Source organism: Acidaminobacter sp. QWL-03, assembly GCF_058683855.1.
The window spans coordinates 1,892,885-1,917,339 of the sequence record NZ_CM178752.1 but is presented as its reverse complement, the minus strand read 5'-3'; the positions used below and the strand labels follow the sequence as shown (position 1 = coordinate 1,917,339).

Here is a 24,455-nt window from a genome sequence, read left to right as displayed (position 1 = left end):
CTTTAAGATTTATTTAATAACGTCCTGGCTAAAAAAGGGATATAATGAGTTCAGAATGTTAAGTTAATTTTGTAACGCTTTGGAATGAGTCGATCCTATTTAAACGCGAGGGGCGTTTTTGGAGCTCAAAGTCTGAGATGGAGGTCTGGAAATTGGGCAGAAGCGGTGGTTTTGGAGGAGGAGGACGAAGCGGTGGAGGATCCTTTGGCGGAAGCCGCAGTAGCGGCGGGCGCATTGGAGGCTTCTCCGGAGGCAGCAGCCGCGGCGGTGGCGGCGGAATATTTGGTGGCGGCAGCAGCCGAAGCGGCGGAGGCATGGGCCCTTTTGGCGGAAGCGGCAGCAGTCCCGGTGGGTCCTTTGGTCCGGTGTTTTTTCCAAACATGATGGGTCGAAGAACCAGAAATGACGATTGGCCTTCCGGCGGCGGATCTCCTGGAGGCGGTGGGCGCGGTTCCGGTGGCGGCGGCTGCAGCGGGTGTGCCATTGCGATTTTAGTTCTGGTAGTTTTGTTAATCCTTGGTGCTATTGTGTTTTCAGCGTTATTCAGCGCTCGCGTTGGAGACTCCGGGGATGGGGGCGTAACGACGTCGACCGTAGTACGTGAAGCCTTACCAAAGGGGTCTGTAAACGAGACGGACTATTACAGAGATGAGCTCGACTGGATTGGGAATGAAACGCGGCTGTTGTCAGGAATGAGACACTTCTATCAAGAGACAGGTGTTCAGCCATTTCTCTATATCACCGACAACATCAATGGGGATAATCAGCCGTCCATGGATCAACTGGACAGTTTTGCACGAAATCTCTATGATCAGCTGTTTACGGATGAAGCCCATTTACTGCTGGTTTTCTTCGAGTATGACAGCAGTTATATGACGCGGTATGTGGCGGGTACGCAGGCAAAGACGGTCATTGATATGGAGGCAGGGGACATCCTGCTGGACTATCTGGATAGGTACTATTTTGACAGCAACATGACAGATGAGGAGTTCTTCAGCGAGGCCTTCGGTGACGCGGCGGACCGCATTATGACCGTGACGAAGTCGCCTTGGATTCCGGTGTTGTCCATCTTTGGGGTATTGATGCTGTCAGGCGTTCTCTTCGTCTGGTGGAGACATTCCGTGAACCAGAAGAATCTTGAAGCCAAGCGTATGGAAGAGGTTTTGAAGACGCCACTGGATCAATTTGGAAACAAGGAAGCTGAAGATTTGGCTAAGAAATACGAAGAACAGGAACTGGATCGAAATAATAATAAGGACAGTGGACCTGAGGTTTAGGGGCGCTGACCATCGGCAGAAAGCATTCTGTCCGTGGCGGGCAGTGCTATAGGTTATAAGCTGTTAGCTCTGAGCTATCCAACGACTGAGGAGGAGTTTAAATGGCAATTTTGGAAAGATTCAGCGACATCATCAAGGCGAACATCAATGTGCTGCTCGATAAGATGGAAGATCCATCAAAGATGATCGATCAATATTTGAACGACATGATGGAGGATCTGGCTGAGGTTAAACGCAGCACAGCAGGCGTCATGGCAGAGGAAGCGCGCACCAAGCGGCTGGTGGATGATAATCAGGCTGAGGTCGCGAAGTACGCTGATTTTGCGAAGAAAGCGCTGATTGCCGGCAATGAAGGCGACGCGCGTACCTTTATCGCTAAAAAGCAGGAGCTGGAGAACGTTGGCGCAGGGTTTATGACGGCTTTTGCCGCTGCCCATGAGAACGCCGTTAAAATGCGGCAGATGCATGATAAACTGGTGTCCGACATTGAAGCGCTGAAGGCGCGCCGTGAAATGATCAAAGCAAAAGTTACGGTTGCCAAGACTCAGGAGACTCTCAATAAGGTCAATACGTCTGCCGAAAAAACCCAGGGGGCCATGGACGCGTTTAACCGCATGGAAGACAAAGCCAACAGAATGCTTGACGAAGCTAACGCTATGGCGGAGCTTAATACTGAAGCCGTGGACGAAGCCAAGGCACTGGAAGAAAAGTATGCTGCCAAAGGTACTGCTTCAGTGGAAGATGAGCTGGAGAAGTTAAAAGGTGAGTTGGGCATATAAGTATATAAGCATATAGCTTTCAATTTGACCGCTCAGGGGATGCTTGGGCGGTCTTTTGTTTAATGTTACAATTATATTACCGTCTGCGACGGATTCTCATTTGGGGACGCGGACGGTAATAGTTGACGATAATATTAAAGTAAATAACACGTGGGAACCTTCAGGACTTCGCATGCGTCTAACAAGCATTCCAAAGGAGGTCAAACAAATGAAAAAATCATTGAATTTGAAACTTATAACCATGACGGCACTGGTAGCGGTACTGATTGGCGCGCTCGGCGGATGCGCCAAGCCAGATGGGCCTGCGGTATCAGGGCCGGCACCTGAAGTATCAACCCCAGCACCTGAGGTGTCGTCACCAGCGCCGGAAGTTACCTTGCCGGCGCCATCCGCTAAAATCGCGGATGAGGCCACGGATGCAGAAGGCGTTTACAATGGCCAGATTGACAACAATTCCATTGAGATCCAGATGAGCCCAACGGACATTGTGGCGTTTAGAACCACAGAGGTGAAGGATCAGCTTGAGGGACTGGAGGATGGCGACCGCGTCAAATTTGGCTATAAGCCAAATGCAGATGGTCAACTGGTGCTCACGTTCATCGAAAAAATGGAGTAGAATTTCAAGAAAAAGGCAATCTAAGCAGGCGCTTCAATGGGAATCCCATAGAGCGCCTGTTTTTTCGTGATATACTTTAGACAAGTGAAATGAAGTGTGAGCGAAGTGCGAGTGTGCCTGAGGCTGGATTCATAATTCAACCTGGCTAAGTGAAACGGAGGGCTCTGAGTTGGCAGGAAAGATTATCATTGCTGAGGAAGCGAAAAAGGAAATGATTCAAGCCATCAAGACTTATTTCTTGAAAGAACGTGATGAGGATTTGGGGGATCTGGCGGCCTATATGATTTTTGAGTTTTTTTTGGAGACTTTAGCACCCCACGCGTATAACCAGGGCGTCTACGACGCTTATAAATATATCAATGACAAGAGTGAGGATCTGCTCGGGTATTTGAAATAACACCAGGAAGAAGGTGCCAGCGGCTGGCGCCTGTCAATCCCTTCTTCCTGTCTTGAATTACGGTCATATTGTAGGTTTGACTTAGGCAACTGTATGTGATAAAACTAAAGTGTAAGAATGATAATCAAAATCAAATCCGAAATCAAATTCAAAATCATTCAAACGATAGGGCACTTATACATAAACTGAACAGCATGAGTCACTTGATCCTGACAGGCATTATCCCCCTTAATCACCCTTACATAGACTAACACTCTGATTTGGGGAGGAAACCTTGATGTTAGTGGCTTTGTTAATATTCTTTGTCGTATTATTCTGGTTTATGGGACGCGCAAGTCTCGTCACTGAAAAATGGGTCAGAGAAGAGGAAGTCGACCTTTATTGTTCATTGGAATGCAGTGAATGTGACAAACCGGCTCATAAAATTTCCGGTGCATTGACGGCGCCGTCAATGCGTAATCCGGCGCAGCTGAATGCCATGCTGACATTCGGAGTGCTTCATCGACAGGACAGATAGACGGACAAACAAACAGAAGTCATACTTCCAGCCAATTATTCAGGGCTGATCCACAGGGAGAATAAACCTGAGGATCAGTCTTTTGTTCATTTAATTCAAATAAATATTAAGTTTTTATTTAATTATATTAAACTTTTTAACGTTTATTGACTTTAATAATATTAAAGAATAAAATTAATATTATTAAAGCGTAGGGCATGAAAGCTTTGCCTTGGAGGTGACGTTATGTCTGTCAATGTGATGCCGGACTGGATGAGTAATTTTGACGATGAGGAAATGGTCTTCATCAAGAAATTCCTGCTGGCCTCCGGTTCGCTGAAAGAAGTCGCTGCCCTTTATGGGGTGACTTACCCAACCGTCAGGTTAAGACTGGATCGATTAATACAAAAGATTCAAATCAGCGAGAGTACATCGAACGAACCCTATATCGCGCTGATCAAACGTCTGGCTGTCAATGAAAAGCTGGATTTTGACACAGCGAAAATTTTGATATCCGAATACAAGAAGTCCCGAAAGGAGTCTCAGTGAAATGAATATAGACGCAGTTAGAAGCTTGATCGTTTTGCCGGTATTGATTCTAATCATCATTTTATTGACCGCGCTTCAGATTTTTTTATCCCTTCAGAAAAACAAATGGCTGGGACTGATCCTGCCGGTCATTTATGTCGGGCTGGCGCTTTTCCTGTCTTTAGGTGCCATGATCTATACCGGCGACATGGTCCCTATTATCATGGCACTGCTGCTCTATCTGATCCCTGCCGTCATAAATTTCGCGATCTATCTCGCTTGTCGTGCAAAAGTCAAAGATAAACAAAGGCAGGAACTTGAGAAAATGAACATTCACGATTTGGATTAAACAACAATCCTTAATAGAAAAGCGGTGATCTCATGGCAAAAAACAACTTTGGCTGGAACTTCGACAACTCCTACGCAAGCCTTCCTAAACTGTTGTACACTCACTTAGAGCCGACCCCGGTCAGACTCCCCAAGCTGGTTCGATTCAACAGCGCTCTGGCAAAGGAGATGGGGTTTGATCCGGATGCCCTGAACAGCGAGGCAGGCACTGAATATTTGGCTGGCAACCGGATGCCGGAGGGCGCTGAGCCACTCGCCCAAGCTTATGCCGGTCACCAGTTCGGACACTTCACCATGCTGGGGGATGGCCGCGCGATCCTCCTTGGGGAGCAAGTGACAACACAGGGCAAACGCCTCGATCTGCAGCTGAAAGGCTCAGGAAGAACGCCCTATTCACGTGGCGGAGACGGAAGAGCGGCCCTGGGACCTATGCTCAGAGAGTACCTGATCAGCGAAGCCATGAATGCCCTCGGAATACCTACGACTCGCAGCCTTGCTGTGGTTTCCACCGGTGAGCCCGTTTACCGGGAGACATCGCTGCCGGGTGCAATTCTCACACGTGTCGCATCCAGCCATCTCAGGGTTGGCACTTTCCAGTTCGCCTATAGCAGGGGCTCTGACCAGGACCTCAGAATGCTGACAGACTACGCGATTGCCAGACATGATCCCGAACTATCCGGCTCAGACCGTCCTTATTACGATTTTCTGAACGCAGTGATGCACCGGCAAGCCCGGCTGATCGCGAAGTGGCAAAGTATTGGCTTCATTCACGGCGTCATGAACACGGATAATATGGCGATCAGCGGCGAAACTATTGATTACGGTCCGTGCGCCTTCATGGATGCCTATGATCCCGCCACAGTTTTCAGCTCCATTGATGCCCACGGGCGTTACGCTTTTGGAAATCAGCCCTACATTGCCGCCTGGAATCTGGCCCGCTTCGCTGAAACCATGATGCCGCTGCTGGATACCAACGAGGAAAAGGCCTTCGCCCTGGCTCAGGAAGCCATTTCCGGGTTTTCGGACCTCTTCCGCAGCTGCTGGCTGGGCGCTATGAGTGTGAAACTTGGACTTTTCAATAATGAGCCTGAAGATGAGGGTCTCATTGAAGCGCTGCTCGAGATTATGCATAAACATCATGCAGATTATACCAATACTTTTTTGGCGTTAACCTTTGATCGCCCAGAAGTGAGAGGTCTGTTCGAGCAATCCGACTTTCAGGCGTGGCGGGTTCGGTGGCAGGAACGGCTTCTGAGGCAGACGCAGTCAGCGGGTGACGTTCAGGAGCGGATGAAGGGCGTGAATCCGGCGGTGATTCCACGGAACCATCGGGTGGAAGAGGCACTTGAAGCAGCGGTGAATTTGGGAGATTTCAGCGTTTTAGACCGCTTGACTGCCGTCCTTGAAAAACCCTTTGCCCATACCCCCGACCAAGCCGCTTATGCGGCACCCGCGCCTGAAAGCGCCCGGCCGTACCGGACTTTTTGCGGGACCTGAATCAGCGCTGGGGGAAGAACAGCCACAAATTAAATGGGGAAGTTGTCGCCATAGGTCAAAATAGACTTATGCCACAACTTCCCCATTTCATTTTTTGTTTTTGCCGATGGTCACAGCCCTAACTCTAAGCGTTTGCTGCAGCAAGTTCGGCCGAATCCTCGATGTCCCTGTAGTAAACTTCACGATCCAGATCCTTCAGGAGGGTGCCTGTCACAAGGCCCGAGGTAACGGAGCCGCTGACGTTGACAGCGGTTCGTCCCATGTCGATCAAAGGCTCAACGGATATGAGGAGACCGGCCAGTCCGACGGGCAGCCCCATGGAGGATAGGACAATCAGAGCGGCAAATGTCGCGCCACCGCCAACGCCCGCTATGCCAAAGGAGCTGATGGCGACAATGCCGATCAGTGTCAAAATGAAGCCGGGCGCTGTAGGATCAAGGCCTACCGTTGGTGCAATCATGACAGCCAGCATGGCGGGATAGACACCTGCGCAACCGTTTTGGCCAATTGCAGTTCCCAAGGTCGAAGAGAAGTTGGCGATGCCTTCCTCGACACCCAGTTTGTTCTTTTGAGTATCAATGGTCAGCGGCAAGGTCGCTGCGCTGGAGCGGGAGGTAAATGCAAAGCTTAGAACCGGGAGTATTTTGCGAAGGTAAATGGCTGGGCTCAATTTCAAGAGAGTGAGAATTGCCAAATGGAGTATAAAGACGGCAATCAAGGCGACATAGCTCGCCAGAACGAACTTGCCCATTTGAAGGATGGCTTCAAAACTCGTGTCGGCTACAGTCCGGGTCATAATGGCCAATATACCGTAAGGGGTGAGCCTAAGAATCATTTTCACCAAGTGGGTGATGACACCATGGAGGGCATCCACGCCATCAATGAAAATTTTTGCCTGTTCAGGGCTTCGTTTCTTAAGCGCCAGAACGGATAACCCAATCAAGGCGGAGAAGATGACAATAGCTATGGTGGAAGAGCTTCTTGCGCCTGTCATATCCGCGAAGGGGTTTGCCGGGAGCATTTCGAGCATCCGTTGAGGTGCGGACTGTTTGGATACTTCGTCGAGCTTTGTGGTAAGATATTCCGCTCTGGCTAATTCGGCGTCGCCTTGGATGATCTGGTCCGCATTGAGATTGAAACCGAGGGCTGAGGCAATGCCTATACCGGCGGACAAAGCCGTGGTCAGCAGCAGTACGGCTATAATAAGTCCGCTCAATTTCCCCAGGTTTTTCGATTGCTTCAGGTGAACAATAGCAGAGATGATCGACACCATAATCAGCGGCATAACGATCATTTGCAGCAGCTTGACGTAGCCGGACCCAATCAGGCTGAACCACTGATTGGAGGTCTTGATAATGGCGACATTGTCAGCGTAGAGATTTTGTAGGGCGAGACCGTAGAGGATTCCAAGTCCCAGGCCGGCAAAAACCCGTTTGGAGAAGGAAACCTTTTTCTTCTTCAAGTAGATTAAAAAGCCTACTAGGGAAAGCATGATGAGCAGATTGATCAGTACGGGAATGATTGGCATGATAGACCTCCTAAAACAATATATTAAAACATATATGAATACTATGTTTATAATATAGAGGCTAGCGAGGACTTTGTCAACAAAAAACATATAAAACATATAAAAATAATATGGTATTATTATTTTAGGTAGGGTTCAAGCTGTCTTGAACGTGAATTGACAATTGAAATGCAGCGCTATAGAATTTAAATAAAGTGATCGGTTTACTAGGTTTATAAGAAGACATACGAGGAGGTGGTATGATGAAACTGTCGACAAAAGGAAGATATGGGCTACGCTGCATGGTGGACCTCGCCTTGAATGCCACGGAACAGCATGTGCCGCTGGGGACCATTGCGGAACGACAGGGGCTATCCATTCTTTACCTTGAGCAGGTTTTTTCAGCCCTGAGAAAAGCAGGACTCGTGAAAAGCATCAAGGGGGCCGGCGGCGGGTATATCCTGGCAAGGCCCGCTTCAGAAATTTCCGCAGGGGATGTTTTGAGGTCGCTGGAGGGAGAACTTACTATTGTCAGTGGTCGCGCTGGAGCAGCGAACGAGGAAAATAACGCTATTGAACGGTGTTTGAAGGAACAGCTCTGGATGAAGATTGATGAAGCGGTCATGAATCTCTTGGATTCGGCATCCATTGATAGGCTCGCAGAGGAAGCCAGAAAATCAGAAGCGGCAAATGTCCTTGTCTATTACATATGAGTTCAACTGGGGGATTTTACAATGATTGTAAACATAAGGCCTATAGAGGTTAAAGACGCCAGGGAGATCAACGCCATCAGGCGCATGCCGGGGGTGTTTGAAAATATTCTCGGGCTGCCGTCAGAGCGTGTAGACCGCAGTGAAGGGTTTATTTCCGGTTTGGATTCAAATTCCCACCAGCTGGTGGCGACCGTCCTTGATGAAGAGGGAAGAGAGATTGTCGTTGGCACTGCGGGCATAGTGATAGGTGCAAATCCAAGACTCCGCCACACGGCCATGCTTGGCATCATGATTCACAAAGACTTTCAGAATCAGGGCATTGGCAAAAAACTGATGGAGGCGCTTCTTGATTTGGCAGACAACTGGCTGATGCTGATTCGCGTGGAGCTTGCCGTCTACACGGACAATGAACGCGCCATTGCGCTTTATAAGAAAATGGGGTTTGAAATTGAGGGCACCCGAAAAAAAGCGGCCATTCGCGGCGGTACCTATGTGGATGAATTTATAATGGCTCGCCTGCGGGCTTAGTATTGCGCCAGTATGATGAAGTAAATTATGCAGTCGTGGAGGAGCCATGGACCTTAAACTGAATCGAAAATTCAACAAAAAGTTCAAAGCTATTGAAGCGAGAACTTTCATAGTGCCTTTATTTGTGATCATGATCATATTCTTCATATCCTACAGCCACATGACTGATTTTATTAAGGAACACTATTATGATTTAAGAACAGATGAGGCCCTAAAAGTCGCGCGAAGCTACGCCACGAGTATTTCGAAATCTGAAGAGGCAGAGGAAATAGTCAATCAGCTGCTTGAAGAAAAGTTAAGAGTCGCCAGTCAGACTATGCTGCTTTATGAAGGGCAACAGAGCAACGCTTTATATTCAAAGCTGGCTGAAATTCTGGAATTGGATGAACTTGACTATTACAATTCTCAGGGTGAACTGCAATTCTCTAACCTTAAGGAAGTCATTGGGTGGAAAGTCTATGAAGGCCATCCTATTGATAAGTTTCTGAAAAGCAATGCAGAATTTTTAGTTGAAGACATCAGACAGGATGTCATTACGGGTAACTTTTACAAATATGGATACTTGAAATATAAGGATGGCAGCTTAGTTCAATTTGGTGTTTCTGCTGACAAAATTCAAAGTTTTTTACATAGTTTTGATAAAGAACAACTCCTTGCAGTTATGAAAGAAGAAAAAGATGCCCTGCGTATATGCTTTATTAATGAGTCCTTTATCGTTACAGAGAGCACTGATCCTCAGCGGGTTGGTACAATAATCAAAGACCCTTTGGTGCTGGAGAATATCACCAGAGAACTGGAGTTCAGCTATGTGGATTCAACGTCAAAAAAAGATGAGTCTTTTGTAGTTTTTGTTCCAGTGTCTACCGGCATAAGGACTGAAGGTGTCAGTGCCCTCGCCATTCAGTATTCCCTAAGCGAGACTAATGCCACTGTGCGCCAGGTCTCCATGTTTGTCATGATCGCCCTTTTAATGGTTTACTTATTTCTCCTTTATGTAGTAACAGCAACCTACAAAAAAAACAACAATTTAATTAAGCTGGCCTATTTTGATTCCTTAACGGGTCTGCCTAATAAACAGTTTCTTAAAGAATTCATGAAGAAGGAATTGGATTGCAGGGATACCCGTTCGAAAGCCCTCATGCTGTTCAACTGCAGTAACTTCAAGATCATCAATATGACAAAAGGGTATGAGTATGGGGATGAAGTCCTGAAGGAATTGGCCAGGATCCTATACGAACTCGAAAACGAAAACGTCAAATTGTTTAGATTTACCGCGGATCGCTTCGTTTTATATATCCAATCCTATACGGATGCTGGTGCTCTCGTGGCTATGGCTGAATCAATCAGTGAGAAAATGAATCAGCCGATGGTCATCCAAAACACAAAGCAATACATAGAAATTCAGATGGGAATCGTCGAAATCAATTCCAGTTATACAGATGTGGGACAAATCATCAAGGAAGTGTCAATCTCCTTAAATGATCTTAGCGAGTCCAGTCAGAAAAATTACATTTTCTTTAATAAAGAAATGGAAAAGGTTCTTCAAAGGGAAGAAATGATCGAAAAAGTCATTCGTACAGCGTTGACTGAGCATGGAGAAAGTCCCCTCTATCTGGAATATCAGCCTCAAAAGGATTTTGGAAGTGATAAGATCACTGGATTTGAGGCTTTGGCAAGAATGACGGATCCGGAACTTGGACAAATTTCACCAGTTGAATTTATTGCAGTGGCCGAGAGAAAGCAGTTGATCATCCCGCTTGGAAAGCTGATTCTTAAAGAAGCCTGTCTATTCTCGAGGCGACTGAACCAACTGGGCTTCAATGGGATCCGGATAGCGGTCAACGTTTCAGGCGTTGAAATGCTCCAGGAACAATATGTGGAAAATGTCTTGAAAATTGTCAGAGAGACCGGCGCTAAAGCATCAGAATTGGAACTGGAAATTACAGAGTCCATGTTGCTTCTCAATTTTGAGGGTATAAATACAAAACTAAAGGTCCTCAGTGATCATCACATTGACATTGCACTGGATGATTTCGGGACTGGCTATTCCTCTTTCTATAAGCTTCAGGAGTTAAATGTTCATACCATCAAAATTGATCGTTCGTTCATCAATAGAATAGATTCGAGAGAGCATACAGATTTGATTACGGCGGATATCATCTCAATGGCGCATAAAATTGGACTCAGAGTTATAGCTGAAGGGGTTGAAACCCAAAAACAGCATAATTATCTGAGTGAAAATGGCTGCGATCTAATGCAGGGCTATCTGTTCAGCAAACCCTTGAAGGAACAGGCTGCGCTGGAACTTCTGAGGGAAACTAACCTCGAGGATTTTGATGTGCAGACGAGCTGATGCGAGTCATATTTTTGAAATTCTAATGATCAATGAAGGAGGCGCTCCAATGCATGATAAGGTTGAAAAAATGCTGATGGAAAATCAGCTCTGCGTTTTATGCACCGAAAGTCACGGTATGCCCCATTGCTCACTTATGACCTATATTCTCGATGAAGAGAGGAAAATGATCTACCTGTTGACTTCAATGAACTCGAGAAAGTATAAAAATCTGAAGGAAAATAAAAATGTCAGCGTGATCATAGATTCACGCCAGCAGCTGGAGGTGGGTTCAAAACGCCCCATTACTTCAGTGACTTTTGATGGCGAATTTATCGAAATAGAAAAACCAATTCTTGAAGAGATGCGTGTCCAGTTCAGGGCGCGACATCCTGAACTGGAAGAAATTTTAAGTCAGGACAACTGTGTCATTTTTAGTGTTCGACTGAAGAATTACTTGTTGCTGAATGGCCCTGTTCAAATTCTGCAGGGTGAACTATAACACCCACATCGAGGAGTGACTTTTATGAAACGTTGGACCTTTATGTTAGTCATTGCCCTGAGCTTGGTGCTGTCAGCCTGTGCCGGTGAGTCTGCGCCTGCGGCGCCGCTAACGGGCGGGGAACAGGTGGAACAGCCGGCGAAAGCCACAGTGCAGGACATCACGCCGGAAGAGGCCAAGGAACGGTTGGACTCAGATGAAGCAATCATCCTAGTGGACGTCAGAACCAAAGAGGAGTTCGACAGCGGTCACATCGAGGACGCAGTACTTCTGCCGGTAGATCAGATTCAAAAAAACGCAGCGGAGGTGTTTCCTGACAAAGACGCTGTTTATTTTGTCTATTGCCGCAGTGGAAGCCGCAGCGGTGCTGCAACGGCTATGATGGTGGAGTTGGGCTATCAGAATGTCTTTGATCTTGGCGGCATCATAGACTGGCCTTACGACGTCGTGCAGTGAAACTCGGTGTCAGCGGCTGTCTCCTATTGACCCCGAAAAGTGGAAGATGGGGTCGAAGGATGATGGTGTCTGACACCGTCTTCCTTCACACCGCCTACCTTCCAACATTTATCTCGCCCTATCTCGTTCCTATCTTACCCACCTGGAGGACTGACAATGGACATTTTCTTAAGCGGCCTCATGGCCGTGACCCCTCAGCAAATCGTAATGTGGATTATCGCCGGCACGCTGATTTATCTGGCGATCGCAAAAGACTTTGAGCCCGCGCTTCTGCTGCCTATGGGTTTTGGCGCCATTATGGTCAACCTGCCCATGTCGGGTGCCATTACACAAATGGTGCAAGGCACTGCCGTAGAGGGCGTGCTCAATGTTCTGTTTGACATGGGCATTGCAACGGAACTCTTTCCGCTTCTGATTTTTATTGGGATTGGCGCCATGATTGATTTTGGGCCGATCTTACACAATCCCTTCATGCTGCTCTTTGGCGCAGCTGCGCAGTTTGGCATCTTTTTCACTGTTGCCGTGGCGACTTTGGCCGGTTTCAGCATCAAGGAAGCGGCGGCAATTGGCATTATAGGCGCGGCGGATGGCCCGACCTCCATTTACGTCGCAAATCAGTTTGCAAAGGAGCTGTTGGGCCCCATTTCGGTGGCGGCCTATAGCTATATGGCTCTGGTACCTGTGATCCAACCTCCAGCGATTCGGTTGGTCACGACCAAGGAAGAGCGCCAGATTCGAATGCATTATAAGTCTGAAAACGTCTCACAGGCGACGCGCATTGTCTTTCCAATTGTCATTACCATATTAACAGGACTGGTGGCGCCAAATGCCGTGCCGCTGATTGGCTTTCTCATGTTCGGAAACCTTTTGAGAGAGTGCGGCGTTCTCGACAGGCTTGCAAAGTCCGCTCAGAACGAGCTCGTCAACATCGTGACGATACTTCTTGGACTGACCATTTCCACGACCATGCAAGCCGAGCGCTTCCTGACCCCTCAGACCGGGCTAATCATTGGTATGGGACTTATTGCGTTTGTGTTTGATACCATCGGCGGAGTCCTCTTTGCGAAGCTGATTAACCTCTTCCGTAAGGAGAAAATCAACCCTATGATTGGCGCAGCCGGCATCTCCGCATTTCCAATGTCCGCGCGGGTGATCCAGAAAATGGCGCAGAAAGAGGACAGCCAGAATTTCATTTTGATGTATGCTGTGGGGGCCAACGTGGGCGGGCAGATCGCGTCGGTGCTGGCCGGCGGCCTGATTCTAATGCTGGTGCAGAGCCTGTAGTGCAGGCAAATCCGAGAAAGGGATGATTCCATGAATGAAACGTTTCTCATGTCCCTCGAGCTCATGTGGCGCGGGATGTTAGGCATTTTTTCGATCGTGTTTTTGATTTATCTGATGATCAAGCTGCTGAACAAGGTGTTTCCGGTGAAGTGATTTGGAGGCTTTATTATGAAGAACCAGTCAAGCGGCACCGCGGAAGGCGTTGCCTACATGCGGTTTTATGAGTCTCAGCGGCCGGTGGAAACCCGCATTTGCTCTGACGAATTGGCCTATCCGCTCATGGCTTGGTGGGCGCGTCTTACGGCGAGGCTTTGCCAGCCGCTGCCGACGCGCTTCATGGACTGGGCGTTTGAAAAGAAGGGCACAGGCGTTTCCGGCTATATGGCCGTTCGGACCCGCTTGTTCGACGATTTTGTGTTAAAAGGCGCCGCCGATGGTTGTCGCCAATACATCATCTTCGGAGCGGGGCTGGATTCCAGGGCGTACCGGTTCAGGGAGAAGCTTGCGGGATTGCGGATTTTTGAAGTGGACCATCCGGCGTCGCAGGGTGTGAAAAAAGAGCGCGTCGAAAAGCTTTTTGGCACACTACCGGATTATGTGTCCTATGTGCCCGTGGATTTTACGGTGGATGATTTATTGTTTTGTCTGGTTGAAGCCGGGTACAACCCAGGGCTGCCCACCATGTTTACCCTCGAGGGGGTCGTTATGTACCTCCCGGAGGCGGCAGTGCGCGAGACTTTGGGATTTGTGGTGCAGCACGCCGGTACTGGATCCCGGGTATTGTTCGATTATGTCTATGCTGGGGCACTGGACGGGCGGATCAAGAGCAAGGTGATTCAGCACATGAATTCGTTGAAGTTCGTTTTTCACGAGCCCGTATTGTCTGGAATAGAGCAGGACGCGGTTGAAAGATTTTTGCTGGATCAGGGTTTCACGCGGGCTGAGGATTATTCGCCGTCCAGGCTGTATGACCTTTATTTGAAGCCGGTAGTACCGGATCGGACGATTTCGAATGTCTACGCCATAGCGGCAGGGTACAAATAGGCGTTGTGGTCTGCCTCGCGGCTGTGTGTAGGCGTAAGGTGTGTTGGATTGCTGTATGCTTGCTCTGGTTATATATGAACGTGAAAGGATTTGAAGGTGAACTATGACTGAAGTTAAAGATGCTGGTATAATCCCTGTTCCACTGGAAGCTGGGAATATTGGTGCACTTAAAGAATGGCGGCTGCGGGTTCTGAAGTCGGATTGTCCGGAGTGCTATGGCCTGTGCTGCGTCGCGCTGCACTTCTCGGCTTCAGAGGGCTTCCCGCTGGACAAGGCACCTGGAAAGCCCTGCCCGCATTTAATGACGGACTTCAAATGTGAGGTCCATGATTCGCTGGCGGCCCGGGGTTATAAAGGCTGCATAGGCTTTGACTGTTTGGGTGCAGGGCAAAGGGTGTCCGGAGTGACCTATCCTTCGCAGAGTTGGAGGACCGCGCCTAAGATTGCCCACCCCATGTTTGAGGCCTTCGTCGTGATGCGCCATCTCTACGAGCTGCTTTGGTATCTCAGTGAAGGCCTGGAGCGATGCGACGGCAAGCGGCTTCGGAGAGCCCTCCATGAGGCTTTGAAGGAAGTCGAGGGTTTAACCTGTTTGGATGCTGAGGCTTTGGCGAAGATTGATATAAATGCGCTGAGGGGTAAGGCGAACGCACTGCTCATTGAAGTCGGGGAGCAGGTGAGAGGTGCTTATGGAAATGGTAAAGCTGCACCTCAGACTGTTAGACAGCAGTTTGGACGTTATGCGGATCTGGCAGGGGCGAAGCTCAGTGATATGAATCTTAAAGGCGCGAATTTAAGAGGTGCTGTTTTGATTGCTTCGGACCTGAATCATTCGGATCTGAGCGGTGCGGAGCTGATTGGCGCAGATCTCAGGGATGCCAATCTGAGAGGCGCAAATTTGGCTAGTGCGCTTTACCTGACCCAGGCCCAAGTCAACTCGGCCAAAGGGGATAGGGAAACTCGACTGCCGGAGATTTTGGACAGGCCGGTGCATTGGGTGTAGGCAGTGATTCAAAATATATAAAATAATATTTATGAGATGCAAAAAGGGGGAACGGTTACAACTTTAAGTTGTGTCCGTTTCCCCTTATCTTTTGACAATGTTACTAATATATTACGGTCCCCAAGTTGAAGCTGTCCGCGTCCCCAGTTCGAAACTTGTCCGCGTCCCCAAGGTAAAAAGAGGCTTATTGACCACCTTCAGGTTGAAGTTCAATCCACTCAAGTTAGCCCTCGCTGAGCTCGGTCATATCGAGGTTTAAAATGTCTTGGAGGACGGCGCGCAGGCGCTCATCAGAATGTTGTCCCCAGGCGGGATCGGAGGCAATATCATTGAATGGATAATTACCCAAAGCTTGATAAAGCGCGAATACCTGATCATCACCATATGTTTCGGCGAGATAACGGATCACCATGCCAGCAGTTGCATAATAGGTGAGGATCTCAGTTTGATCAGTGAGGCGCTCAAGATGCGTTTCTGACAATTCCTCTACTGGAATTTTCAAGGCGTCCATTGAAACCGTACCCTCTTCCATATAGGTAGACCCCTTGATTTTAAATGTACCGTAATGGATTGCAAGTCCTTCTGCGAACCAGATGGGCATATTTCCTTTGGATACCGAAATGGTCAATCTATGAATCAGTTCATGAGTAAACAGCGCCTCATAGTTGTATTCAGGCTCGCGTCCGGTAAACGCTTTAATGGCATGGCCTTCTTCCGACCAACCTGTGAAGAGCCAGGCGATTCCAAGGTCTGTCTTCTGGCGAAGCAGCTCTCTGTCGCTATAGAGCTTGATTTCGACATTTTCGGTCAGTGAATCAGGGAAGGTTGCATCAACGTTTTCAAGACTTTTTTCAATGAGAACAATAAAGCTCTCGGGATTGCCAACCTCAGGCATATAGAATACTTTAACGACGCCAACTTCTTTTTCATCAAACGCGACATCATGATCCAGCCACGACGATCCGGACTTAAGAAATCGCTCATGGTAGGTGACGGCGTTTAGCTGGTCATTCAATTTATAACTCTGCTGGATCTCTGCAATTGCGCTTCCATCTTCCTCAATTGAGATCCCAAGAAGATTCATATTGAAGTCGGATATATCTGCATAAGCCAGCCTGTGAGCCAAATAGGTCGCTTCGTTCAAGTAAGTCGCATTACTGCTGTCTATGGTCGTCAAATAAATGGCGCTGTCCTTTTCGCGAACGCCTTCTTCTTGAATTGCAATGACCGCATCTATTGACTTAAACACTGTTTGCTCTTCAGGAGTCAATCCAAAAGGCAATGAAGATTTAGTCCCCGTTATGCTTTTTCCTTCACCATCACGCTGTCCGCAGCCAATAACGCCATAAATCATGGCAATAAACAGAATAAAAGTAAACCCAATTTTAATGACACGTTGAACGGACATGTTCATATAAATCCTCCTAACCAGGTTAATGCATTAACAAATGGGTAAAGACAAAGGGCGAGCTTTTACAAAACAGTCCGAGAAATCATGCACATGCTGCAGAAAGAAAATATGCACTGGAGGTCAAGAAAACCATGAAGACGAAACATATAACCCTGCTGCTCATCCTATCCTTGATCCTGAACGCCTACACAATATTAAGAATGGGCAGTCTGAACCAGAGTCTCACCCAGCAGAGCAATCAACTGCAGTCCCAATTACTGGGTATGGATTCGCAGATAAATGGCATATCCTATACGATCGAGCAAAAACTCAATGAGCAAGCCAGCCTGCTGTCCTCTCACAAACTCGATTTTGGTGACATGGATCCCGTAACCTTCAAAGTGCCTGTCCAGGTCACAGTAATGCCAAAGCGCCTCGAACAGGGGACAATGGTAAAGCTCGTCATCAACGGACAGACAGCGCAGATGACCCACGAGCCGGACTACGCTCTCAAAGGTACCCTTGAGGTTTCCGTTTTCGAGGAACTCCACACTTCCATCATCTTCGAGAAAGAAACCAGCCGTGAAGTCGAAACTCTGATAACATACGGTCCGCTGCGCTACGACTATCTCCCAAACATGGGTGCCAGTTACAACGGGCATATTTCTAATTCACCGAACACCAATAAATGGCGTTTTCAGGGCGAAGTCCATATTGCGCTTGACCCTAACAAGTACAAGACAGACGTAAAAAGTGTTAAACTCGTGGAGCTGCTGGACGGTGTACCTGTTAAAAGCCATGAAACCGACCTTGCCATCGACATTATGATCCCACTGAATGAGGAGATTGCCATCGAAAAAGGTCAGACCTACGCGTTGATGGCCGTAATGGAGGATGTCAACGGACTGATCTATAATTATTATGTCAACGGTTTTTTCCTGGACACTTCAATCGGTTTTAACGGGGATTATGGTCAAGGCGAACGGATTACAATCCTCGATTCATCTGGAGAGGTGCTTTTTACCTCAGAGAAATAGACTGTTTGTCGAGAAACTATATCCATTCGATTATCTATATTTATACCCCCGCCCAGAGCGTTTTAGCCGATGGTTGGGCATGTGAACATCGGCAGAAGCGTGTATTTATTATTTATAATGGGTATATATAATGTGCAATCCACAAGGATCTCTCTCGATCTCAGACACAACTTGAGGAAGAACCCGATTTGGAGGTGTACATCATGCGTAAATTATTAAGCCTATTCCTGATGTTGTCCCTGGCACTGACGATCATAACGGCCCAAGCACCAGCCTTTGCCGCTGAAACAACGGGTGCAGGTACGAATGAACCGGTACAGGACCGCGACAGAGTTCAGGATATGACGAGTTGTGAAACTCAGCCTATGATTCAAAAGCGCGACCAGGATCGCGTTCAATTCTTAACGGAGGTTCAGCTAGCTCATAGAAGCCAGCTCAGGGTCCAGCTTCAGCTCGGCACCGAAGCCCAACTGCAATTCCAGGAGCGGCTGGAGACTGCGCTCCGAACTCAGGCGGAAGCCCAGACCGCAAATACCAACCAGTATCGCCTATGTTTCTCCGACATAGAGACCCACTGGGCGAGAGACCACATTCGCTGGGCCTATCTTTGGGGTCTTGTGAGTGGCTATCCGGATGGGACATTTCATCCTCAGGGGCTCATCACCGGCCTCGAAGGCGTACTTATGACCAGCCACCTGGTTCGGGATCTCAAGGGTATTGAGCCTTACACCGCGTTGGATATGGACATAGACTGGTCACTCATTCCGACGTGGGCGAGGGAAGCCCTTCGCGATCAGACGGCGCTCCGCATCATGAATCAGAGCCAGACCTACGGCCAGACGCCACTGAACCGTTACCAGCTGGCGGTCATGCTCGCCAAAGCGTTGGAGCTTCAGAAATCTGAGGGGCCGGGACCTGGCATGGCGCCGCCTTTCAGCGATTTCGAAAAGATTCCTGCCGATGGTCGCGGCTACATCCTCTCTCTCCAGAACTTAGGCCTGATCTGCGGCGACAATGGCAAGTTTGAGCCGGACCGCCTCGTCACCAGAGCAGAGGCAGCCGCCATGCTGATGAATGTCATCCATGCCCTTGATGTCATACCGCCTGAATGGGTTGTGGCGGATTCAATGACATCCCTGACACTGACACTGGACGAGAATCCGACCACAGGCTACAGCTGGGCCTACACTATGGCACCGGAGGGCATCCTGGCACTGGATCACGATGCCTTTGTGAGCAGCCAGACTTCAGCCAACGTCGTAGGCGCGGGTGGTCAGCACACTTGGACCTTCAAGGTCCTTGCGAAAGGCTGCGTCCGCTTGACTTTCCAGTATTACAGACCATGGGAAGCGCCGGAAACCGCGGCTGAAACGAGAGTTTACGCTGTGAATGTCGGCGAGGACGGGCTTTTGGAAAGTGTCAGAAGAATTAAGTGACATCAGACGCAGAACTGTAATTTTGGAAAGGTAGTCGGAAGCTGGCCGCGGCCAGCTTCCGACTTTTTAATGGTGGCAATTATTACGAATATATTACCGTCCGCGTCGGGGACGGTTTCTCGTTTGGGGACCGGGGTGCGGACAAAAACCTGGACTATGAAAAAGTCAGGAGTTGTCCGTATGTATTCGTTGGAAGTTAGGAAAAAAGTAATCGAGTTATACATCAAGTACGACAAGTCTGCGGCCGCTGTATCAAATGAGCTCGGTTTTCCATCGTGTAGAGTCATCCGGAGATGGTACAAAGACTATCTAAGGGGTCAATCAATCGGAGACGAATGGGGGAGGAAACCTAGAAAGGTCAAGTATTCAGTAGAGCAAATGGAAGTAGCCGTTAATCATTACCTGGCGCACGGGAGAAATCTTTCAAGAACAGTAAGAGCTTTAGGCTATCCATCCACGGGCAAATTAAGACTCTGGTGTGATGAATTGAATCCAAATGATCGCAAAATGCACGTCAGTAGTATACAATGCACTCAAGCGCAGAAAAAGGAAGCCGTCGTAGAACCCGACACGCCGTGTGTCAGGGCGACGGATCTCGGAGATAAGCACAGTGTCGGCCGAAGAACTAATTATAAACACAACGGTGTTCTGCTCGCTAAGGAGTATCCAATAATCATGTTGAAAGTTGATGATAAACTCCATGAAGGCAAGCCCCCTGAAGGAACAGAGGCTCTCTTGGTTGAAATCGAATTGCTAAAAAAACAAATCAGGAAATTGGAAATTGAAAAAGAACTCATGGGAGAACTCTCAATAATTCTAAAAAAGAACCCGGGCGTCGATCCGAAGAAATTGACAAACAAAGTGAGAGCAACATTGATCGACGCCCTAAGAAATAAATATACCCTTAAGGAATTATTGAAATATGTTGATATACCAAAAAGCAGTTATCATTATCATCATCAGATTGCATTGATGCCTGAGAAATACGAGAATATCAAGCTTCGAATTATTGATCTTTTTAAAGAAAACCACGGAAGATTTGGATATCGACGGATTAACGAACTCCTTCAGCAGGAAGGCATTCGTGTTTCGGAGAAGATTGTGAGACGTATCATGTCAACATTAAAACTTGTTGTTTTCGGGAAAAAGAAGCGAAAGTACAGTTCCTATTTAGGTGAGATAGCACCTGCAGCAGACAACCTGATTAATCGGGATTTCCATGCGGACGCACCAAATACAAAATGGCTTACGGATATAACCGAGTTTTCAATCCCCGCCGGTAAGATATACCTATCCCCAATAGTAGACTGCTATGACGGTTATATAACGAGCTGGTCAATTGGAACAAGACCCGACGCAGCTCTGGTTAACAGTATGCTTGATCGCGCCATAGACAAGCTACAAGAGGATCAGCGTCCAATTGTCCATTCGGATAGAGGATGCCACTACCGTTGGCCAGGGTGGCTATCCAGAATGGACAATGCAGGCCTGGTGAGATCAATGTCAAAGAAAGGCTGTTCACCTGATAACTCTGCCTGCGAGGGCTTCTTCGGCAGACTCAAGGTTGAAATGTTTTATTATCGCTCATGGGTCGGTGTTAGCCTGAACGAGTTTATGAATATATTAGATGAATACTTAATCTGGTATAACGAAAAAAGAATCAAAATGTCGCTGGGTGGAATGAGTCCGTTGGTGTTCAGGCGAAGCAAAGGACTAGTAGCCTAAACCGTCCAAGAAAACGTCCGCACCCCCGACGCGGACGGTAATATTTCCTCCTACCATTTTCCTATCTCGTCCACCGCAAACGTGATAAAATAATAAAATGAACTTCCAGCAAAGGAGCGCCTTATAAATTATGAACATTCTAGTTGCAGATAAAATTACAAAGAGCTACAGCGAAAAACGACTGCTTGAGGACGTGTCTGTCGCCATAAATGAGGGGGAGCGCATCGCGCTGATCGGCATCAACGGGACGGGGAAGTCCACGTTTTTGAAGGTGATAGCAGGTGTGGAGGGGCCGGATGGTGGGAAGGTGACCATCGGCAGCGGTATGAAGGTGGAATACCTGCCTCAGAGTCCGGAGTTCGAGCCTGGCACGACGGTGCTGGAGCAGGTCTTTAAGGGCCACTCGCCGGTGATGAAGCTGATCCGGGAATACGAGCAGGCACTGGAGGACGTTCAGACGCACCCAGGTGATGCCCAAAAGGAAAAGCACCTGATCGTCCTGAGCCAGAAGATGGATCACATGGAGGCCTGGACCACGGAGGCCGAGGCGAAGAACATTCTGACGCAGCTGGGCATCACCTCGTTCCAGGCGGACGTGGCGACCTTGTCCGGCGGACAGCGCAAGCGCGTGGCTATGGCCAGCGTGCTGATCAGCCCCGCGGACCTGCTGATCCTGGACGAGCCGACCAACCACATTGACAACGATACCGTGGACTGGCTGGAGAAATACCTCCTGAAGCGCAAAGGCGCGCTCCTGATGGTCACCCACGACCGGTACCTGCTGGACCGCATTTCAAACCGCATCTTAGAGCTGGAGGATGGGAACCTCTACAGCTACCAGGCCAACTACGCCGGTTATCTGGAGCTCAAGGCCCAGCGGGAAGACATGGCCCAGGCCTCGGAGCGCAAGCGCCAAAGCCTGATCCGGACGGAGCTGGAATGGATCCAGCGCGGTGCCCGGGCCAGGTCCACCAAGCAAAAAGCCCGCATAGAACGTTTCGAGGCGCTGACTGCCCAGCGCGGCCCAGACAGCGTCGGCAATGTGGAGATGCAGGTCAGCTTTTCGAGGCTTGGCAAGAAGATCATTGAGATGGACCACATCAGCAAAACCTATGGCGAGCTTCCGGTGATTCAAGACTTCACCTACACGCTGCTGAGGGATGACCGCATTGGGATCATTGGTCCTAACGGCATTGGTAAGTCCACTCTGATGAAGATCGCCGCCGGACGGCTGCTGCCGGACCACGGCAAGGTCTCAATAGGGGATACAGTCAAAATTGGCTATTTCTCACAGGAAAACGAAGATATGGACACCCAGCTGCGGGTCATTGAGTACATTCGCGAGCAGGCAGAATTCATCACCACCAACGATGGCGTCAAAAGCGCCTCTCAAATGCTGGAGCGCTTCCTGTTCCCGCCCGGTGCCCAGTGGACGCCCATTTCCAAGCTGTCCGGCGGCGAAAAGCGCCGCCTGTACCTCCTCAGAATCCTCATGGGTGCCCCCAATGTCCTGATGCTGGACGAACCCACCAACGACCTGGACATCCAGACCCTCGGCATCCTGGAGGACTACCTGGACGAATTCCCGGGCGCCGTCATGGTGGTCTCCCACGACCGCTATTTCCTCGACCGCATTGTGACCAGCATCTTCTCCTTTGAGGGTGGCGGCCGTGTCAGGCAGCTTGCAGGCGACTATACGGATTACAGGCAGTTCATGGACCGCCAGACCCAGGAGGAAGAGACCCTTCAAAAAGAAAAGGGCCAAAAAAAATCCAGTGGGCCGATGGTCACCAAATCCAACACCTCCACCACCAGCAATGAAGCGAAATCCAAGCCACTGAAGTTTTCGTACCAAGAGCAGCGGGAGTTCGATCAGATCGATTCGGTCATCGCCGGGCTGGAGGCGGAGCTGCAGGGGCTGGAGGAACGGATGCTCGAAGCCTCGTCAGATTTTGAAGCCCTTGGACGGCTGACAGAGGAAAAGTCGGCCTTAGAACAGCGGCTGGATGAGGCCATAGAGCGCTGGACCTATCTTAACGAGCGGTATGAAGAGATTGAACGGAATAAACGGGAGAATTAAGGATGAGAAACTCGGGGTTGATAGGCGCAAGCCGCAGACACCGAGTTTATCTTGAAGGTGAAACTTGGTGTCAGAGGTGAAACTTGGTGTCAGACACCGAGTTTCCCGAGTTTCTCTTACCTTCCAAATAGTCTGGAGGTCGTCAAATGAAGCATTTCAGAAAAGAACTTTGGTTTAACGTGCCCGCCCGCAGGGGCTTTGTGAATATCACCGGAGACCTGCAGAAATGTTTAAAAGACAGCGGGATCCAAGAAGGCCTGCTGCTGTGCAACGCCATGCACATCACGGCCAGCGTCTTTATCAATGATGATGAAAGCGGTCTCCACAGAGACTTCGAGCGCTGGCTGGAAAAACTGGCGCCCGAGAAGCCCTACAATCAGTATGACCACAACGGCTACGAAGATAATGCCGATGCTCACCTCAAGCGAACCATCATGGGACGTGAGGTTGTCGTCGCGGTGACATCAGGCAAGCTGGATCTTGGACCCTGGGAGCAAGTCTTTTATGGGGAGTTTGACGGCAAGAGGAGTAAGCGGGTATTGGTGAAGATCATAGGGGAGTAGCATGTTATGACAGAAGAGACTAAGCAATTTGAATTCACCGCAGTGATTCAGAAAGTACCTGATTTGGATGGCGCTTATGTAGAAATTCCGTTTGACGTCAAGGCGGTCTACGGCAAAGGCCGCGTCAAGGTTCACGCGACCTTCGACGGCGAACCTTATGATGGCAGCTTGGTGAAAATGGGCACACCATGTCACATTATTGGCATTCGCAAAGACATTCGGGTAAAGATTGGCAAGCAGCCGGGGGATACTGTGAGTGTGACTATTGTGGAGAGATAGTGTTTCACGTCATGAGAAACTCGGTGTCAGTGGCTGGTGCCAAATGACCCCCGAGTTTCTTCTTCATTTCAGAAGCATTTAACACAAGTTTTACATTTTCTCTATTGAACAGACGGGTTTCTCATGTTAATATATGATTGAATTCAAATATAATCATATAATTTTGTAATTGCCATTTAACTTATAAGTGACGAGGGGCAGGTGACATTATTTAATGTTGGCGATTTTTAAAAGCTTGTGTGACGAGAACAGGTTAAGATTATTGAATCTCCTAATGCACTACGAGCTGTGTGTTTGTGAAATCGAAGTCGTCCTTGGCCTCAGTCAGTCCAATGTCTCCAGACACCTAGGTGTTTTGAGAAAAGAGAAAATCATCACGGGTTCTAAAGATGGCCAATGGGTCCACTACAAAGTTGATGACAGGTTTCTCGACGACCATGAGCAGCTGGCAACTTATCTGAAAGAGGGATTTCGTAAGGAACAACCTTTTGTTCTAGATCTCAAGAAATGCAATGTGTACAAAAAAAGCGATTACAACTGCTCGGATATAACCAGCGACAAAAGCAAGGTTGAAAATTACATTATGAATCACGTGAATCGCAGCTAAAATCATGGCAGAAAATTACAGGGAGGATTCA

26 protein-coding genes are annotated in these 24,455 nt (G+C 48.6%); 24 read left to right on the top strand and 2 right to left on the bottom strand.

Annotated elements, in window-relative coordinates; genetic code table 11:
* Positions 1-152 precede the first annotated feature (152 nt).
* The 8 genes from AC4PHM_RS08840 to AC4PHM_RS08805 all read left to right on the top strand — a co-directional run bounded on the left by AC4PHM_RS08840 (position 153) and on the right by AC4PHM_RS08805 (position 5,938).
* The gene (locus AC4PHM_RS08840) at positions 153-1,277 is read left to right on the top strand and encodes a hypothetical protein (RefSeq protein WP_492017453.1); all 1,125 of its coding nucleotides are present in this window, start codon (positions 153-155) and stop codon (positions 1,275-1,277) included.
* Between the two features lie 101 nt (positions 1,278-1,378).
* Positions 1,379-2,056: a PspA/IM30 family protein gene (locus AC4PHM_RS08835; protein WP_492017452.1), complete on the top strand. Its 678-nt coding sequence runs from the start codon at positions 1,379-1,381 to the stop codon at positions 2,054-2,056.
* Positions 2,057-2,264: 208 nt separating this feature from the next.
* Positions 2,265-2,672 carry a LytA/YqiH family protein gene (locus AC4PHM_RS08830; RefSeq protein ID WP_492017451.1) on the top strand — a complete coding sequence of 136 codons (408 nt, stop codon included), beginning with the start codon at positions 2,265-2,267 and terminating at the stop codon, positions 2,670-2,672.
* Positions 2,673-2,841: 169 nt separating this feature from the next.
* On the top strand, positions 2,842-3,069 hold the full coding sequence (locus AC4PHM_RS08825; RefSeq protein WP_492017450.1) for a DUF2164 domain-containing protein: 228 nt from the start codon (positions 2,842-2,844) through the stop codon (positions 3,067-3,069).
* Between the two features lie 277 nt (positions 3,070-3,346).
* On the top strand, positions 3,347-3,586 hold the full coding sequence (locus AC4PHM_RS08820; protein ID WP_492017449.1) for a hypothetical protein: 240 nt from the start codon (positions 3,347-3,349) through the stop codon (positions 3,584-3,586).
* 225 nt (positions 3,587-3,811) lie between these two features.
* Entirely contained in the window at positions 3,812-4,114 is a 303-nt protein-coding gene (locus AC4PHM_RS08815; protein ID WP_291402826.1) for a DUF2089 family protein, read from the top strand.
* A 1-nt stretch (position 4,115) separates the two neighbouring features.
* Positions 4,116-4,442 (top strand): hypothetical protein, encoded by a 327-nt coding sequence (locus AC4PHM_RS08810; RefSeq protein WP_492017448.1) that lies wholly within the window; start codon positions 4,116-4,118, stop codon positions 4,440-4,442.
* A 32-nt stretch (positions 4,443-4,474) separates the two neighbouring features.
* Positions 4,475-5,938, top strand: a complete 1,464-nt coding sequence (locus AC4PHM_RS08805; protein ID WP_492017447.1) for a protein adenylyltransferase SelO — start codon at positions 4,475-4,477, stop codon at positions 5,936-5,938.
* Between the two features lie 124 nt (positions 5,939-6,062).
* Here AC4PHM_RS08805 and AC4PHM_RS08800 read toward each other — a convergent pair whose 3' ends face one another.
* Positions 6,063-7,466: an L-cystine transporter gene (locus AC4PHM_RS08800; RefSeq protein ID WP_492017446.1), complete on the bottom strand. Its 1,404-nt coding sequence runs from the start codon at positions 7,464-7,466 to the stop codon at positions 6,063-6,065.
* 242 nt (positions 7,467-7,708) lie between these two features.
* Between AC4PHM_RS08800 and AC4PHM_RS08795 the strand changes: the two genes are divergently transcribed.
* From AC4PHM_RS08795 to AC4PHM_RS08755, 9 genes are all read left to right on the top strand, one after another.
* Complete coding sequence (locus tag AC4PHM_RS08795; protein ID WP_492017445.1) at positions 7,709-8,158, top strand: RrF2 family transcriptional regulator; 450 nt, start codon at positions 7,709-7,711, stop codon at positions 8,156-8,158.
* A 21-nt stretch (positions 8,159-8,179) separates the two neighbouring features.
* Complete coding sequence (locus AC4PHM_RS08790) at positions 8,180-8,686, top strand: GNAT family N-acetyltransferase (RefSeq protein ID WP_492017444.1); 507 nt, start codon at positions 8,180-8,182, stop codon at positions 8,684-8,686.
* A 46-nt stretch (positions 8,687-8,732) separates the two neighbouring features.
* Positions 8,733-11,039 (top strand): putative bifunctional diguanylate cyclase/phosphodiesterase, encoded by a 2,307-nt coding sequence (locus AC4PHM_RS08785; RefSeq protein WP_492017443.1) that lies wholly within the window; start codon positions 8,733-8,735, stop codon positions 11,037-11,039.
* Between the two features lie 49 nt (positions 11,040-11,088).
* On the top strand, positions 11,089-11,520 hold the full coding sequence (locus tag AC4PHM_RS08780; RefSeq protein WP_492017442.1) for a pyridoxamine 5'-phosphate oxidase family protein: 432 nt from the start codon (positions 11,089-11,091) through the stop codon (positions 11,518-11,520).
* Positions 11,521-11,544: 24 nt separating this feature from the next.
* Positions 11,545-11,976 (top strand): rhodanese-like domain-containing protein, encoded by a 432-nt coding sequence (locus AC4PHM_RS08775; RefSeq protein WP_492017441.1) that lies wholly within the window; start codon positions 11,545-11,547, stop codon positions 11,974-11,976.
* A gap of 156 nt (positions 11,977-12,132) precedes the next feature.
* Positions 12,133-13,260: a sodium ion-translocating decarboxylase subunit beta gene (locus tag AC4PHM_RS08770; RefSeq protein WP_492017440.1), complete on the top strand. Its 1,128-nt coding sequence runs from the start codon at positions 12,133-12,135 to the stop codon at positions 13,258-13,260.
* Between the two features lie 30 nt (positions 13,261-13,290).
* Positions 13,291-13,413, top strand: a complete 123-nt coding sequence (locus AC4PHM_RS08765; protein ID WP_492017439.1) for an OadG-related small transporter subunit — start codon at positions 13,291-13,293, stop codon at positions 13,411-13,413.
* A 15-nt stretch (positions 13,414-13,428) separates the two neighbouring features.
* Positions 13,429-14,304 (top strand): SAM-dependent methyltransferase, encoded by an 876-nt coding sequence (locus AC4PHM_RS08760; RefSeq protein ID WP_492017438.1) that lies wholly within the window; start codon positions 13,429-13,431, stop codon positions 14,302-14,304.
* A 103-nt stretch (positions 14,305-14,407) separates the two neighbouring features.
* The gene (locus tag AC4PHM_RS08755; protein WP_492017437.1) at positions 14,408-15,307 is read left to right on the top strand and encodes a pentapeptide repeat-containing protein; all 900 of its coding nucleotides are present in this window, start codon (positions 14,408-14,410) and stop codon (positions 15,305-15,307) included.
* A gap of 223 nt (positions 15,308-15,530) precedes the next feature.
* Here the strand turns inward: AC4PHM_RS08755 and AC4PHM_RS08750 are convergent, their stop codons facing one another.
* Complete coding sequence (locus tag AC4PHM_RS08750) at positions 15,531-16,715, bottom strand: gluzincin family metallopeptidase (RefSeq protein WP_492017436.1); 1,185 nt, start codon at positions 16,713-16,715, stop codon at positions 15,531-15,533.
* A 134-nt stretch (positions 16,716-16,849) separates the two neighbouring features.
* Between AC4PHM_RS08750 and AC4PHM_RS08745 the strand changes: the two genes are divergently transcribed.
* The 7 genes from AC4PHM_RS08745 to AC4PHM_RS08715 all read left to right on the top strand — a co-directional run bounded on the left by AC4PHM_RS08745 (position 16,850) and on the right by AC4PHM_RS08715 (position 24,424).
* Positions 16,850-17,734: a hypothetical protein gene (locus AC4PHM_RS08745; protein ID WP_492017435.1), complete on the top strand. Its 885-nt coding sequence runs from the start codon at positions 16,850-16,852 to the stop codon at positions 17,732-17,734.
* Between the two features lie 203 nt (positions 17,735-17,937).
* Complete coding sequence (locus AC4PHM_RS08740) at positions 17,938-19,170, top strand: protease inhibitor I42 family protein (RefSeq protein WP_492017434.1); 1,233 nt, start codon at positions 17,938-17,940, stop codon at positions 19,168-19,170.
* 180 nt (positions 19,171-19,350) lie between these two features.
* Positions 19,351-20,895: an IS3 family transposase gene (locus AC4PHM_RS08735; protein WP_492017433.1), complete on the top strand. Its 1,545-nt coding sequence runs from the start codon at positions 19,351-19,353 to the stop codon at positions 20,893-20,895.
* Between the two features lie 130 nt (positions 20,896-21,025).
* Positions 21,026-22,975, top strand: coding sequence for an ABC-F family ATP-binding cassette domain-containing protein (locus tag AC4PHM_RS08730; protein WP_492017432.1), 1,950 nt, complete (start codon positions 21,026-21,028; stop codon positions 22,973-22,975).
* 146 nt (positions 22,976-23,121) lie between these two features.
* On the top strand, positions 23,122-23,538 hold the full coding sequence (locus AC4PHM_RS08725) for a secondary thiamine-phosphate synthase enzyme YjbQ (RefSeq protein WP_492017431.1): 417 nt from the start codon (positions 23,122-23,124) through the stop codon (positions 23,536-23,538).
* Between the two features lie 6 nt (positions 23,539-23,544).
* The gene (locus AC4PHM_RS08720; RefSeq protein ID WP_291405304.1) at positions 23,545-23,817 is read left to right on the top strand and encodes a DUF1905 domain-containing protein; all 273 of its coding nucleotides are present in this window, start codon (positions 23,545-23,547) and stop codon (positions 23,815-23,817) included.
* Between the two features lie 262 nt (positions 23,818-24,079).
* A complete protein-coding gene (locus tag AC4PHM_RS08715) occupies positions 24,080-24,424 on the top strand; it encodes an ArsR/SmtB family transcription factor (RefSeq protein ID WP_492017430.1) in 345 nt (114 codons plus the stop codon).
* Positions 24,425-24,455: the final 31 nt, after the last annotated feature.

Coding starts and splice junctions, on each gene's coding strand:
- AC4PHM_RS08810 (WP_492017448.1), top strand. CDS start 4,116: ATGAATATAGACGCAGTTAGAAGCTTGATCGTTTTGCCGGTATTGATT.
- AC4PHM_RS08725 (WP_492017431.1), top strand. CDS start 23,122: ATGAAGCATTTCAGAAAAGAACTTTGGTTTAACGTGCCCGCCCGCAGG.
- AC4PHM_RS08790 (WP_492017444.1), top strand. CDS start 8,180: ATGATTGTAAACATAAGGCCTATAGAGGTTAAAGACGCCAGGGAGATC.
- AC4PHM_RS08760 (WP_492017438.1), top strand. CDS start 13,429: ATGAAGAACCAGTCAAGCGGCACCGCGGAAGGCGTTGCCTACATGCGG.
- AC4PHM_RS08735 (WP_492017433.1), top strand. CDS start 19,351: ATGTATTCGTTGGAAGTTAGGAAAAAAGTAATCGAGTTATACATCAAG.
- AC4PHM_RS08795 (WP_492017445.1), top strand. CDS start 7,709: ATGAAACTGTCGACAAAAGGAAGATATGGGCTACGCTGCATGGTGGAC.
- AC4PHM_RS08740 (WP_492017434.1), top strand. CDS start 17,938: ATGCGTAAATTATTAAGCCTATTCCTGATGTTGTCCCTGGCACTGACG.
- AC4PHM_RS08785 (WP_492017443.1), top strand. CDS start 8,733: ATGGACCTTAAACTGAATCGAAAATTCAACAAAAAGTTCAAAGCTATT.
- AC4PHM_RS08745 (WP_492017435.1), top strand. CDS start 16,850: ATGAAGACGAAACATATAACCCTGCTGCTCATCCTATCCTTGATCCTG.
- AC4PHM_RS08765 (WP_492017439.1), top strand. CDS start 13,291: ATGAATGAAACGTTTCTCATGTCCCTCGAGCTCATGTGGCGCGGGATG.
- AC4PHM_RS08830 (WP_492017451.1), top strand. CDS start 2,265: ATGAAAAAATCATTGAATTTGAAACTTATAACCATGACGGCACTGGTA.
- AC4PHM_RS08805 (WP_492017447.1), top strand. CDS start 4,475: ATGGCAAAAAACAACTTTGGCTGGAACTTCGACAACTCCTACGCAAGC.
- AC4PHM_RS08815 (WP_291402826.1), top strand. CDS start 3,812: ATGTCTGTCAATGTGATGCCGGACTGGATGAGTAATTTTGACGATGAG.
- AC4PHM_RS08730 (WP_492017432.1), top strand. CDS start 21,026: ATGAACATTCTAGTTGCAGATAAAATTACAAAGAGCTACAGCGAAAAA.
- AC4PHM_RS08750 (WP_492017436.1), bottom strand. CDS start 16,715: ATGTCCGTTCAACGTGTCATTAAAATTGGGTTTACTTTTATTCTGTTT.
- AC4PHM_RS08820 (WP_492017449.1), top strand. CDS start 3,347: ATGTTAGTGGCTTTGTTAATATTCTTTGTCGTATTATTCTGGTTTATG.
- AC4PHM_RS08775 (WP_492017441.1), top strand. CDS start 11,545: ATGAAACGTTGGACCTTTATGTTAGTCATTGCCCTGAGCTTGGTGCTG.
- AC4PHM_RS08755 (WP_492017437.1), top strand. CDS start 14,408: ATGACTGAAGTTAAAGATGCTGGTATAATCCCTGTTCCACTGGAAGCT.
- AC4PHM_RS08770 (WP_492017440.1), top strand. CDS start 12,133: ATGGACATTTTCTTAAGCGGCCTCATGGCCGTGACCCCTCAGCAAATC.
- AC4PHM_RS08720 (WP_291405304.1), top strand. CDS start 23,545: ATGACAGAAGAGACTAAGCAATTTGAATTCACCGCAGTGATTCAGAAA.
- AC4PHM_RS08780 (WP_492017442.1), top strand. CDS start 11,089: ATGCATGATAAGGTTGAAAAAATGCTGATGGAAAATCAGCTCTGCGTT.
- AC4PHM_RS08800 (WP_492017446.1), bottom strand. CDS start 7,466: ATGCCAATCATTCCCGTACTGATCAATCTGCTCATCATGCTTTCCCTA.
- AC4PHM_RS08835 (WP_492017452.1), top strand. CDS start 1,379: ATGGCAATTTTGGAAAGATTCAGCGACATCATCAAGGCGAACATCAAT.